This window comes from Streptomyces sp. 5-10 (assembly GCF_014712245.1).
Taxonomy (GTDB): Bacteria; Actinomycetota; Actinomycetes; order Streptomycetales; family Streptomycetaceae; genus Streptomyces; species Streptomyces violaceusniger.
On record NZ_JACVYG010000031.1, the window covers coordinates 1 to 12,633 of the forward strand.

10 protein-coding genes are annotated in these 12,633 nt (G+C 72.0%); 7 read left to right on the plus strand and 3 right to left on the minus strand.

Features of this window, described 5'->3' with window-relative positions; translation table 11 throughout:
- The 3 genes from IEJ02_RS48990 to IEJ02_RS29000 all read right to left on the minus strand — a co-directional run.
- The coding region (locus IEJ02_RS48990; RefSeq protein ID WP_223864588.1) for an NADH-quinone oxidoreductase subunit C at nt 1-1,115 on the minus strand (1,115 nt) is incomplete at its 3' end.
- Nucleotides 1,112-1,771 carry an NADH-quinone oxidoreductase subunit B gene (locus tag IEJ02_RS28995; RefSeq protein ID WP_137979040.1) on the minus strand — a complete coding sequence of 220 codons (660 nt, stop codon included), beginning with the start codon at nt 1,769-1,771 and terminating at the stop codon, nt 1,112-1,114. The genes IEJ02_RS48990 and IEJ02_RS28995, both read right to left, overlap by 4 nt.
- The gene (locus IEJ02_RS29000; protein WP_191067535.1) at nt 1,762-2,193 is read right to left on the minus strand and encodes an NADH-quinone oxidoreductase subunit A; all 432 of its coding nucleotides are present in this window, start codon (nt 2,191-2,193) and stop codon (nt 1,762-1,764) included. The genes IEJ02_RS28995 and IEJ02_RS29000 overlap by 10 nt, the downstream gene beginning before the upstream one ends.
- 180 nt (nt 2,194-2,373) lie before the next feature.
- On the opposite strand from IEJ02_RS29000, the gene IEJ02_RS29005 reads away from it, so the two are divergent.
- The 7 genes from IEJ02_RS29005 (at nt 2,374) to IEJ02_RS29035 (ending at nt 12,606) form a co-directional block, all read left to right on the plus strand.
- Complete coding sequence (locus IEJ02_RS29005; RefSeq protein WP_191067536.1) at nt 2,374-3,657, plus strand: sensor histidine kinase; 1,284 nt, start codon at nt 2,374-2,376, stop codon at nt 3,655-3,657.
- 265 nt (nt 3,658-3,922) lie between these two features.
- Nucleotides 3,923-5,266, plus strand: coding sequence for a sensor histidine kinase (locus IEJ02_RS29010; protein ID WP_191067537.1), 1,344 nt, complete (start codon nt 3,923-3,925; stop codon nt 5,264-5,266).
- 287 nt (nt 5,267-5,553) lie between these two features.
- Nucleotides 5,554-6,267: a response regulator transcription factor gene (locus IEJ02_RS29015; RefSeq protein ID WP_162001890.1), complete on the plus strand. Its 714-nt coding sequence runs from the start codon at nt 5,554-5,556 to the stop codon at nt 6,265-6,267.
- 248 nt (nt 6,268-6,515) lie between these two features.
- Entirely contained in the window at nt 6,516-8,468 is a 1,953-nt protein-coding gene (locus IEJ02_RS29020) for a 2-oxoacid:acceptor oxidoreductase subunit alpha (protein WP_191067538.1), read from the plus strand.
- On the plus strand, nt 8,461-9,543 hold the full coding sequence (locus tag IEJ02_RS29025) for a 2-oxoacid:ferredoxin oxidoreductase subunit beta (protein ID WP_191067539.1): 1,083 nt from the start codon (nt 8,461-8,463) through the stop codon (nt 9,541-9,543). Before IEJ02_RS29020 ends, IEJ02_RS29025 begins: the two co-directional genes overlap by 8 nt.
- A 106-nt stretch (nt 9,544-9,649) precedes the next feature.
- Entirely contained in the window at nt 9,650-11,659 is a 2,010-nt protein-coding gene (locus IEJ02_RS29030) for an APC family permease (RefSeq protein WP_223864591.1), read from the plus strand.
- Between the two features lie 89 nt (nt 11,660-11,748).
- Nucleotides 11,749-12,606, plus strand: coding sequence for an SDR family oxidoreductase (locus IEJ02_RS29035; protein ID WP_191067540.1), 858 nt, complete (start codon nt 11,749-11,751; stop codon nt 12,604-12,606).
- Nucleotides 12,607-12,633: the final 27 nt, after the last annotated feature.

Consider the following 12,633-nt stretch of genomic DNA (forward strand, 5'->3'; position numbering starts at 1 on the left):
GCGGCGGCGCCCGCCGCGCGGGCGCCCCGCGCCGGGCGCGCCGGGGCAGGGGGCAGCTGGCCCTTGAGCGGGCCCCACTCGTTGGGGTCGGGGACGCCCGGCGGCAGCATCTGCCGCCGCTTGGGGCCGCCGTGTTCGGACTCCCCCGGCTCCTTCGCGCCCGGCCACGCCTTGACGACCCGGGCCGCCAGTACGAAGTCCTTGCGCAGCGGATGTCCCTCGAAGCCGTCGGGGAGCAGCAGCGGCGCGAGGCCGGGGTGGCCGGGGAAGCCGATGCCGAACATCTCGTGGGTCTCGCGCTCGTGCCAGGCCGCCCCGGCGTAGACGCCGGTCGCAGTCGGCAGCGCGGCCGCCTCGTGCGGCACGGTGGTACGCAGCAGCAGACCGCGCACCGCGGGCCCGGCCCCGGGCCCAGCCGCGGGCGGGGCCCCGGGGGCTCCCAGGGCGACGACGCGCGCGGCCACCCGGAAGCCGGTGCCCGGCTCGTCGACCGCGCTCAGCCAGTCGAAGTAGGTGCAGCCGAGGGTGTCGCGGGCCGTCTCCAGCGCCGCGATCCAGGAGTCGGCGGGGACATCGACGGTCAGCAGACCGTAGGCCTCCTCCGCCGTGGTGCCCTCGCCGAACAGCTCGGCGGCGGAACGCGGCAGCCAGCCCACGGGCGGCGCCACCACCCCTGCCGCGGGCTCCGCTTCGGGGACCTCAGCCCCCGAGCCCCCCGCGGCTCCCGCCTCTCCGGTCGGCTCCGTGGCCCCGGTCGGCTCCGCGGCCCCCGCAGCCTTCGCAGCCCCGCTCGGCTCGGCCTGACTCGGCTCCACGGCCGCGGTCGGTTCCACGGCTGCGGTCGGTTCCGCCTCGCTCGGCTCCACGGCCCCAGTCGGCTCCGCCCCGCTCGACCTCACGGCCGCCGTCGGCGTGGCCGCCCCGCTCGGCTCAGCGGCCGCCCTCGGCCCGGCCGCCCCGCTCGGCTGCGCCGTCTCGTTCGGCCCCGCCGCCCCAGTCGTCGGCCCGTTCGTCGGCTCGCGCGGCTCCGCCGCTCTGGTCGGCTCGCGCGGCTCCGCCGCTCTGGTCGGCTCGCGCGGCTCCGCCGCCCCGTTGGCCTCGTTCCGCTCGGTCATCGCGTGTCTTCCCGCTCCGGAGGCGTGACCAGTCCGCTGCGCAGTGCGGCCACCGACGGGCGGCCCGCGGCCGTAGCGGCGGCGCCGCCAGAATTCCCGTAGCGCTCGCCCAGCGACTCGCGCGCGATCTTCTCCTGGAGCTTGAGGATGCCCTGGAGCAGCGCCTCGGGCCGGGGCGGGCAGCCGGGGACGTAAACATCGACGGGGATGATCTGGTCGACGCCCTTGGTGACGGCGTACGAGTCCCAGTAGGGGCCGCCGCAGTTCGAGCAGGCCCCGAAGGAGATCACGTACTTCGGCTCCGGCATCTGCTCGTACAGCCGCTTCACCGCGGGCGCCATCTTGTCCGTGACCGTGCCGGAGACGACCATCAGGTCGGCCTGGCGCGGTCCCGGCGCGAAGGGGATCACGCCGAGCCGGATGAAGTCGTGGCGGGCCATCGACGCCGCGATGAATTCGATCGCGCAGCAGGCGAGCCCGAAGTTGAAGACCCACAGGCTGTAGCGGCGGCCCCAGTTCAGGACCACCTTCATCGGCTCGGGGGCCAGCCGGGCCAGCGGGCCGAGGCGGCGCGGCTCCGGCAGGTCCACCGGGGCGGGCGCGGGGACCGGCGGCCCGGAGGCCGTCGTCGGCGTCGGGTTCGGTGTCACGTCCACTCCAGGACGCCCTTCTTCCATGCGTACAGCAGACCTACGGCGAGGAACCCGAGGAAGATGAACATCTCCACCAGCGTGGCGGCCCCGAAGCCGGGCGCCGCGAAGACCGTCGCCCACGGGAACAAGAAGATCGAGTCCACGGCGAAAATCACATACAGAAAAGCGTAGACGTAGTAGCGGACCTGGGTGTGGGCCCAGCCCTCGCCCACGGGGTCCACTCCGCACTCGTAGGTCAGCAGCTTCTCGGGCGTGGGCACGACAGGCCGCAGCAGCCGCCCGGCCCCGAAGGCCACGGCGACGAAGATCACGCCGATCGCCGCCAGCAGTCCGACCACCGCATAGCCGTGGAAGTAGTCGGCCGCGAGCTGGACGTCGGTGACGCTGGTGACGCTGGTGGTGCGTACGGTCGTCGCCTCCGGCACGTCCGCCCCTCGCTCCCTGGTCTCGTGGTCCTTGTCCGCTCCTCGTCGACCTCGCGTGTTCGACGATCCGTACGGACGGGAAGTCTAGGCCCTGCCGCCACCCGGCCGGGCGGCCCGTCCGCCATGCGGTGGGGGTAGCCCCATGGCGGAGCCCCCGCGGGGCCGGGCAGTCTTGCTGTCATGACCTCCAGTTCCCCCGTCGACGGGCCCGTCGACGGCCCCGACGGCCCCGACGGCCCCGACGGCGGCGGCCACGGCGGCGGCCGTGGCCGCGCCGACGAGCGGCTGCCGCGCCCGCCCGCGTTCGCCTTTCCCTCGCAGACCTGGAAGGAGATCGCGCATCTCCTGGCCAATCTGCTGGTGGGCATCGTGTGCTTCGTCTTCACCCTGGTCTGGCTGGCCGTGGGCCTGGGGCTGTCCGTCACGGTGGTGGGCCTGCCCCTGCTGGCCGTGGGGCTGCGGTTCAGCCGGCTGCTCGGCCGGTTGGAGCGGAACCGCGCCCGGGCGCTGCTCTCGGTGCACATCGACGAGCCCAGCCCGCTGCCGTACCAGCCGGGCAGTAGCTTCCTCGGCAAGTTGTGGACGAGTCTGCGGGACCCGGTCGGCTGGCGGGCCACGCTCTACGCCCTGATCCGGCTGCCCTGGTCGGTGGTCACCTTCGCGATCACCCTGGCCTCGCTGTTCGCGGCCTGGCCGGTGCTGCCCTGGATCGCCCGAGGGCTGACGCATGTGGACCGGGCGATGGTGCGCGGGCTGCTGTTCCCCTCCGACGAGCTGGAGCGGCGGATCGCCGAGCTGGAGTCGGACCGGGGCACGGTGGTGGACACCGCCGCCGCCGACCTGCGCCGGATCGAGCGCGACCTCCACGACGGCGCCCAGGCCCGGCTGGTCGCCCTCGCCATGGGGCTCGGTCTGGCGAAGGAGAAGCTGGAGGAGGACCCGGAAGCCGCCGCCAAGATGGTCGACGAGGCCCACGGCGAGGTGAAGCTCGCCCTCCAGGAACTGCGCGACCTCGCCCGCGGCATCCACCCCGCCATCCTCACCGACCGCGGCCTCGGCCCCGCCCTCTCCGCCCTCGCCGCCCGCTGCACCGTCCCCGTGAGGGTGGCGGTCGAGCTGCCCGAACGCCCGGCACCGGCGATCGAGGGCATCGCCTACTTCACCGTCTCCGAGCTGCTGCAGAACATCAGCAAGCACAGCGGCGCCCGCACCGCCGAGGTCGAGCTGTGGCGCGCCGACGACCGGCTGCTGATCCAGGTGCGGGACGACGGGCGCGGCGGGGCGTCCACCGACCGGGGCTCGGGGCTCGCGGGCCTGGCGGAGCGGCTGGGCTCGGTGGACGGGCTGTTCGTGGTGGACTCGCCGTCCGGCGGGCCGACCGTCGTGACCGCCGAGCTGCCCTGGCACCACCGGACCGGGTCGGCGGCGGGCGCGGCGGCGGCACGGTCCCGGCGTAGAGCCTGAGAACGGTCCCGGCGTAGGGCCTGAGAGCTGGCACCTGCCCTGACCCCGACCTGGCGCCTGACATGGCCCCGACCTGGCGCCTGCCCTGACCCCGACCTGGCGCCTGCCCTGACCCCGACCTGGCACCTGGAATGGCCCCCCGAGGTAGGGCTAACCCCCCGGTGAAGAGGCCGACCCGCCCGATGGCCGGGTCGGCCCCGCTCCGGGACTCTTGGGGAGAACGCGGAGACGCGACCGATCAGGCCCCCGGAGGACGGACGAGACGATGGCCACCGCATACCGCCCCTACGAGCCGGGGACCGAGCCCCGCGGCCAACTGGTGCCCGCAGTGCTGAAGGCGCCGTTCCAGGGCCGCGTGTGGCGCGAGTTCCTCTATGTCCTGATCAGCCTGCCGATGTCCATCCTCACCTTCGTCTACACGGTCACGATGATCGCGCTCGGCGCCGGGCTGCTGATCACCTTCCTCGGCGTCCCGGTGCTCGGCGCCGCCCTCGCGGGCTGCCGGGCGTTCGGCGTCGTCGAGCGGGCCCGCGCCCGGGCGCTGCTGGGGCTGGAGGTGGCCGAGCCCGAGCCCGTGCTCGGCCGGAGGGGCGGCCGCGGGGGCAGGCGCGGGCCGGTCGCCTGGGTGGGCGCGCTGCTCAGGAGCGGCACGTCCTGGCGGCATGTGATCTACGCGCTGATCCATCTGCCGTGGGCGGTGTTCTCCTTCGGCTTCGCGATGGCGCTCACCTTCTACGGCTGGGGCTTCGCGACCTATCCGCTGTGGCGCTGGGTCTTCCCCCGCTATCTGGACGAGCCGGGCATACAGGTCTTCGGGGACGACCACGGGCACGACTTCTATCTGGACACCCCGTTCGAGATCGCCGTGACCTGCGTCTCCGGAGTGCTGATCCTGTTCCTGACCCCGTGGCTGATGCGGGCGCTGACCTCGGTCGACCGGATCATGGTGACCGGGCTGCTCGGCCCGTCCCGGCTGGCGAGCCGGGTCTGGGAGCTGGAGTCGGACCGGGGCACGGTGGTGGACACCGCCGCCGCCGACCTGCGCCGGATCGAGCGCGACCTCCACGACGGCGCCCAGGCCCGGCTGGTCGCCCTCGCCATGGATCTGGGCCTGGCGAAGGAGAAGCTGGAGGAGGACCCGGAGGCCGCCGCCAAGATGGTCGACGAGGCCCACGGCGAGGTGAAGCTCGCCCTCCAGGAACTGCGCGACCTCGCCCGCGGCATCCACCCCGCCATCCTCACCGACCGCGGCCTCGGCCCCGCCCTCTCCGCCCTCGCCGCCCGCTGCACCGTCCCCGTGAAGGCGACCGTGGACCTTCCGCAGCGGCCCGCGCCCGCGATCGAGGGCATCGTCTACTTCACCGTCTCCGAGCTGCTGCAGAACATCAGCAAGCACAGCGGCGCCCGCACCGCCGAGGTCGACGTCTGGCGCACCGACGACCGGGTGATGCTGCAGATCACGGACGACGGGCGGGGCGGGGCCGACACCGCCACCGGTTCGGGTCTCGCCGGTCTTGCCGAGCGGATCGACGCGGTGGACGGGATCCTCGTCGTCCACTCCCCGGCGGGCGGCCCGACCACGGTGACCGCCGAGCTCCCCTGGCGCTGACGGCACGCGAGCCCGGCACCGACCGCACACGAGCCCAGCGCCGACCGCACACGAGCCCAGCACTGACCGCACACGAGCCCAGCGCCGACCGCACACGAGCCCAGCACTGACCGCACACGAACCCAGCGCCGACCGCACACGAACCCAGCGCCGACCGCACGCGAACCCGGCGCCGACCGCGCCCGGCCCTGGGGCGCCCCGGAAACGCGCCGACGGCGCACACCCCTCCGTTCGTCAGCGGCTCGTACGCGGCCGGTTCTGCGCGACGCGAGCGGCCGAACCCTGGGATGCTGGTCCCGACGAACCGAGTGAAACGGGGGCCGAGCATCGTGGCGGACAGAGTACGGGTGGTCATCGCCGAGGATTCGGTGCTGCTGCGGGAGGGGCTGACCCGGCTGCTGACCGACCGGGGCCATGACGTGGTCGCGGGCGTCGGGGACGCGGAAGCGCTGATCAAGTCGGTGCGGGAGCTGGCCGACGAGGGCGCGCCACCGGATGTGGTGGTGGCCGACGTCCGGATGCCGCCCACGCACACCGACGAGGGGGTACGGGCGGCCGTCCGGCTGCGTCGTGACCACCCCGGCCTGGCGGTGCTGGTCCTGTCGCAGTACGTGGAGGAGCAGTACGCCACGGAGCTGCTGGCCGGGAACAGCCGGGGCGTGGGCTATCTGCTCAAGGACCGGGTGGCCGAGGTGCGCGAGTTCGTGGACGCGGTGGTGCGGGTCGCCCAGGGCGGCACCGCGCTCGACCCGGAGGTGGTCGCCCAGCTGCTGGGCCGCAGCCGCAAGCAGGATGTGCTGGCCGGGCTCACTCCGAGGGAGCGGGAGGTCCTGGGGTTGATGGCCGAGGGCCGTACCAATTCGGCCATCGCCCGGCAGCTCGTGGTGAGCGACGGCGCGGTCGAGAAGCATGTGAGCAACATCTTCCTGAAGCTCGGCCTGTCGCCGAGTGACGGAGATCACCGTCGGGTGCTCGCCGTTCTCACCTATCTCAATTCCTGAAACTCTCAATTCCTGAAAGCAGACTCCCGCCCACCAAAGCGGGGCCAAAGGCTGAACGGGGGATCAGCGGAAATGACAGTACGGGGGGAGGGGCAGTTAGTGCCAAACAAGGACATATATGGTTCTTCTCTCGGAGTCCACCATGTGATCCGGCCAAGGAAGGCCACCCTTACCGACGTACGATGGTCATGGGACAACCGGTCGGCACCGACTGTCCAGGAGCGCCGCCTCAAGGGAGGTCCGAAGCAGTGACCAGCCAGGTCAGTAGCCCGGCCGAGCAGGCCGAACCAGCCGATCAGCAGGGCGGGCAGACGCCCGCCGGGGGGCAGCGAGCAGCAGATGGCGGCAAGGAGGTCCGCCGCCTGGACCGGGTGATCATCCGGTTCGCGGGGGACTCCGGTGACGGTATGCAGCTCACGGGTGACCGGTTCACCTCGGAGACGGCGTCGTTCGGAAACGACCTGTCGACCCTGCCGAACTTCCCGGCGGAGATCCGCGCCCCCGCCGGCACGCTGCCCGGAGTGTCGAGCTTCCAGCTCCACTTCGCCGATCACGACATCCTCACACCGGGTGACGCGCCGAACGTACTGGTGGCGATGAACCCGGCCGCGCTGAAGGCCAACCTCCCCGATGTGCCGCGCGGGGCGGAAATCATCGTCAACACCGACGAGTTCACCAAGCGCCCTATGGCCAAGGTCGGCTATGACCAAAGCCCCCTGGAGGACGGCTCGCTGGACGGCTACCGCGTCCACCCGGTGCCGCTCACCACGCTGACCATCGAGGCGCTGAAGGAATTCGGGCTGTCCCGCAAGGAGGCCGAGCGCAGCAAGAACATGTTCGCGCTCGGGCTGCTGTCGTGGATGTACCACCGGCCGACCGAGAACACCGAGAAGTTCCTGCGCCAGAAGTTCGCCAAGAAGCCGCAGATCGCCGAGGCGAACGTGGCCGCCTTCCGGGCGGGCTGGAACTTCGGCGAGACCACCGAGGACTTCGCCGTCTCCTACGAGGTCGCCCCGGCCACCACCGCGTTCCCCACCGGCACCTACCGGAACATCTCCGGAAACCTGGCGCTGTCGTACGGGCTGATCGCGGCCTCCCGCCAGGCGGACCTGCCGCTGTTCCTGGGGTCGTACCCGATCACCCCGGCCTCGGACATCCTGCACGAGCTGTCCAAGCACAAGAACTTCGGCGTGCGCAGCTTCCAGGCCGAGGACGAGATCGCCGGTATCGGCGCCGCGCTGGGCGCGGCCTTCGGTGGCTCCCTCGCCGTGACCACCACCTCCGGCCCCGGTGTGGCGCTGAAGTCGGAGACCATCGGGCTCGCGGTGTCGCTGGAGCTGCCGCTGCTGGTGATCGACATCCAGCGCGGCGGCCCCTCCACCGGGCTGCCCACCAAGACCGAGCAGGCGGATCTGCTCCAGGCCATGTACGGGCGCAACGGCGAGGCCCCGGTGCCGATCGTGGCCCCGAAGACCCCGGCCGACTGCTTCGACGCCGCGCTCGACGCCGCCCGGATCGCGCTGACCTACCGCACCCCGGTGTTCCTGCTGTCGGACGGCTATCTGGCCAACGGCTCGGAGCCCTGGCGGGTGCCGGACGTCGACGAGCTGCCCGATCTGCGCGTCCAGTTCGCGGCCGGCCCCAACCACGTACTGGCCGATGGCACCGAGGTCTTCTGGCCGTACAAGCGCGACCCGGAGACCCTGGCCCGCCCCTGGGCCGTGCCCGGCACCCCCGGTCTGGAGCACCGGATCGGCGGCATCGAGAAGCAGGACGGCACGGGGAACATCTCCTACGACCCGGCCAACCACGACCACATGGTCCGCGTCCGCCAGGCCAAGGTGGACGGCATCGCGGTGCCGGACATCGAGGTGGACGACCCGACCGGCGACGCCCGCACCCTGGTCCTGGGGTGGGGGTCCACCTACGGCCCGATCACCGCGGCGGTGCGCCGCGTCCGCACCGCGGGCGACCGGATCGCCCAGGCCCATCTGCGCCATCTCAACCCCTTCCCGGCCAACCTCGGCAAGGTGCTGGAGGGTTACGAGAAGGTCGTGGTGCCGGAGATGAACCTGGGGCAGCTGGCCACGCTGCTGCGCGCCCGCTATCTGGTCGACACCCGCTCCTTCACCCAGGTCCGCGGACTGCCCTTTAAGGCCGAACAGCTCGCCACCGCCCTCAAGGAGGCCATCGATGACTGACACCATCGCCGAGGGCGCGGCATCGGCTCGGCACGCGCTCTCCCTGGTGCCCAAGAGCGACACCAAGCAGACGATGAAGGACTTCAAGTCCGACCAGGAGGTCCGCTGGTGCCCCGGCTGCGGTGACTACGCGATCCTCGCCGCCGTCCAGGGCTTCATGCCCGAACTGGGCCTGGCGAAGGAGAACATCGTCTTCGTCTCCGGCATCGGCTGCTCCTCGCGCTTCCCGTACTACATGAACACCTACGGGATGCACTCCATCCACGGCCGCGCCCCGGCCATCGCCACCGGCCTGGCCGCCTCCCGCCGCGATCTGTCGGTGTGGGTGGTCACCGGTGACGGCGACGCGCTGTCGATCGGCGGCAACCACCTGATCCACGCGCTGCGCCGCAATGTGAACCTGAAGATCCTGCTCTTCAACAACCGCATCTACGGCCTGACCAAGGGTCAGTACAGCCCCACCTCCGAGGTCGGCAAGATCACCAAGTCGACCCCGATGGGCTCCCTGGACGCGCCGTTCAACCCGCTGTCGCTCGCGCTCGGCGCCGAGGCGAGCTTCGTGGCCCGCACCGTGGACTCCGACCGCAAGCACCTGACCGAGGTGCTGCGGCAGGCGGCGGCCCACCCGGGCACCGCGCTGGTGGAGATCTACCAGAACTGCAACATCTTCAACGACGGCGCCTTCGAGGCCCTGAAGGACAAGCAGCAGGCCGAGGAGGCCGTGATCCGGCTGGAGCACGGGCAGCCGATCCGCTTCGGCGTCGACCGGTCCAAGGGCGTCGTGCGCAACCAGAGCACCGGCGACCTCGAAGTGGTCACCGTGACCGCCGAGAACGAGCACCAGGTGCTGGTGCACGACGCCCACGCGGCCTCGCCCACCACGGCGTTCGCACTGACCCGGCTCGCCGACGCCGACACCCTCCACCACACCCCCATCGGGGTGCTGCGCGATGTGGAGCGCCCGGTCTACGACACCCAGATGTCCGACCAGCTCGACAACGCCGTGGAGCTCAAGGGCAAGGGCGACCTCGGCGCGCTGCTCGCGGGCGGCGACACCTGGACCGTCGTGGGCTGACCCCACGAAGCGCGCCCAGCGGGCGTATTCGTACATACGGGCACAGGCGGGTGCCCGGCCGGAGCGTCTGACCGCGCCCCGGCCGGGCACCCGCTCTGCTATGCGCATGGCCGATACCGCCGCACCGCTCCAGCCGCCCGACCGCCCCGGCTACCGCCTCAAGCGACTGCTGCTCGGCCCGCCCCTGGTCACCGAGCGGATCCGGCGCGAGAAGCTGGGCAACCCGGCCGCGCTGGGCGTGCTGGCCTCCGACTGCATCTCCTCGACGGCGTACGGCAGCGAGGAGATGCTGCGGGTGCTGGTGCCGGTCATCGGGGTCGCGGCGTTCACCATGATCCTCCCGGTGACCGGGGCGATCCTGCTGGTGCTGCTGGTGGTCACGCTCTGCTACAGCGATGTGGTGATGATCTACACCCGGGCCGGCGGCTCGTATGTGGTGGCGCGGGAGAACTTCGGCCCGGACATCGCCCAGATCGCGTCCGTGGCACTGCTGGTGGACTACATCGTCACCGTCGCGGTCCAGGTCTCGGCGGGCACCAACGCGATCATCTCGTTCGCCCATCTCGTCGGCGGCTCCTGGACCGGTATCGACCATCTCCAACTGCCCCTCAGCGCCGTGGTGATCCTGATCCTCGCCTACGGCAATCTGCGCGGACTGCGGGAGGCCGGGCGGGTCTTCATGGCGCCCGCCTACCTGTTCATCTTCGCCGTCGGCCTGATGCTGGTGGTCGGCGTGATCCGCGGGCTCACCGGGACGCTGCCGCACGCCGATGTGCACGCCGCGGGCGCCGTGGAGCTCGGCAGTCCGGGCAGCGGCTGGCTCTACGGCGCCTCGCTCTTCATCGTGCTGCGCTCGTTCGCCAACGGCGGCTCCTCGCTGACCGGTCTGGAGGCGATCTCCAACAGCGTCTCGGTCTTCCGCGACCCCAAGGGCCGCAACGCCCGCCGCACGCTGATCACGATGAGCTGCGTCCTGGGCACGCTGGTCCTCGGGGTCTCCGCCCTGGCCCACTTCACCCACGCCATCCCGTACCGGGACGGCACCCCGACCGTCCTCGCGCAGGAGGCCCATCTGGTCTTCGGCGGCGAGGTGCTGGGCGCCCTGGGGCTGGCGCTCGTCCAGCTGGCGACCGCGCTCATCCTCTACACGGGCGCCAACACGCCCTTCACCGGCTTCCCGTTCCTGGCCAGCTTCGTGGCCGAGGACCGCTTTCTGCCCCGGCAGCTGACCCGGCGCGGCCACCGGCTGGCCTTCTCCAACGGGATCGTGTCGCTGGCCGTGGTGGCGCTGGCGCTGCTGGTGGTCACCGAGGCCAATGTGGACCGGCTGGTGGCGCTGTACGCGATCGGGGTGTTCACCGCCTTCACCATGGCCGGGGCCGGGATGACGGCCTATCACCTGCGGCGCCGGGAGCCGGGGCGGACCTGGAAGGTCGCGGTGAACCTCATCACCGCGGTGGTCTCCGCCGCCGTGGTGCTGATCTTCGGGATCACCAAGTTCACCGAGGGCGCCTGGCTGGTCGTGGTGGTCTTCCCGCTGGGCGTCTGGGCGCTGATCCGGATCAACCGCGAGTACCGCGCGGAGGCGGCCGCCCTGGAGGCGGTGCCACGCCCTGGCGACGACATCCCGCGCTGGCGGCGCCATGTGGTCTTCGTCCTGGCGGACAGCATCGACCTCGCGACGGTCAAGGCGCTGCGGTACGCGCACGAGCTGCGGCCCGACGAGGTCCGCGCGGTGCACTTCATGGTGGACGAGACCCATGCCCGGCGGCTGATGGCGCGATGGGAGGCCACGGCGGGCGTGACGGTGCCGCTGGAGGTCGTGGAGTGCCCGGACCGGCGGCTGCGCCACGCGGTGATGGAGCTGGCGGCCCGTACCACCGAGGACGGGCGGACCGCGCTGACCCTGCTGGTGCCGCGCCGCACCTACGTCTCCCCGCTGGGCAAGCTGCTGCACCGGGGCACGGCGGAGTCGCTGGCCAAGGCGCTGGAACGGCTGCCGGGCGTCGCGGTGACGATCCTGCCCTTCGCCGTCAGCCTCGCGGCACGGGAGCGGGGGCCGGGGGAACGAGGGCCCGGGGAGCGAGGGCCCCGGGAGCGGCCCGGCCCCGAATAAACACACTTACTTAACCGGAAGTACCTTTCTCTTGGTTAGCGCTTCCCGTAAGGTGGGTGTACCGATACCGAACCAGGAGAGTTACGCATATGAGCATCGTCGTCACCGGAGCCACCGGCCACCTCGGCCGCCTCGTCGTCGAGGGGCTGCTGGAGAAGGTTCCCGCCGACCAGATCACCGCGGTCGTGCGCGACACCGCGAAGGCCGCCGACCTCGCCGACCGCGGGGTGCGGCTGCATGTGGCCGACTACAACCGGCCCGAGACGCTCGCCGGCGCCTTCGCCGCCGGCGACAAGGTGCTGCTGATCTCCGGCAGCGAGGTCGGGCAGCGAGTGCCGCAGCACCAGGCCGTGATCGACGCCGCCAAGGAGGCCGGTGTCGCGCTGCTCGCCTACACCAGCATCCTGGGCGGCCCCGCCGCCGACTTCTCCCTGGCCGATGAGCACAAGGTCACCGAGCAGGCGATCACCGACTCCGGTCTGCCGTACGTGCTGCTGCGCAACGGCTGGTACAACGAGAACTACACCGAGAACCTCTCCACCGTCCTGGAGCACGGCGCCGTCGTGGGCGCCGCGGGCGAGGGCCGGGTCGCCTCCGCCGCGCGCGCCGACTACGCGGCGGCCGCCGTCGCCGTCCTGACCGGTGAGGGCCACGAGGGCAAGGTGTACGAGCTGTCCGGCGACACCGCCTGGGGCTTCGCCGAGTACGCCGAGGTGGTCGCCCGGCAGTCCGGCAAGGAGATCGTCTACGGCGCCGTCTCCCCCGCCGAGTACCAGTCCATCCTCACCGGCGCGGGCGTCCCCGAGCCGTTCGCCGCGATCCTCTCCGATGTCGAGGCGGCCATCGAGCGCGGCCGGCTGGAGGCCACCCCGGGCGAGCTGTCCCGTCTCATCGGCCGCCCGACCACGCCCATCGCGGACTCGGTGGCGGCCGCGCTGAAGGGCTGACCCGCCCCGTAGGCACCACGGCCCGCC

Bases quoted from the DNA above. Each gene is read 5' to 3' on its own strand.
- IEJ02_RS29005 (WP_191067536.1), top strand. From the start codon at position 2,374: ATGACCTCCAGTTCCCCCGTCGACGGGCCCGTCGACGGCCCCGACGGC.
- IEJ02_RS29010 (WP_191067537.1), top strand. From the start codon at position 3,923: ATGGCCACCGCATACCGCCCCTACGAGCCGGGGACCGAGCCCCGCGGC.
- IEJ02_RS29015 (WP_162001890.1), top strand. From the start codon at position 5,554: ATGCTGGTCCCGACGAACCGAGTGAAACGGGGGCCGAGCATCGTGGCG.
- IEJ02_RS29025 (WP_191067539.1), top strand. From the start codon at position 8,461: ATGACTGACACCATCGCCGAGGGCGCGGCATCGGCTCGGCACGCGCTC.
- IEJ02_RS29030 (WP_223864591.1), top strand. From the start codon at position 9,650: ATGGCCGATACCGCCGCACCGCTCCAGCCGCCCGACCGCCCCGGCTAC.
- IEJ02_RS29035 (WP_191067540.1), top strand. From the start codon at position 11,749: ATGAGCATCGTCGTCACCGGAGCCACCGGCCACCTCGGCCGCCTCGTC.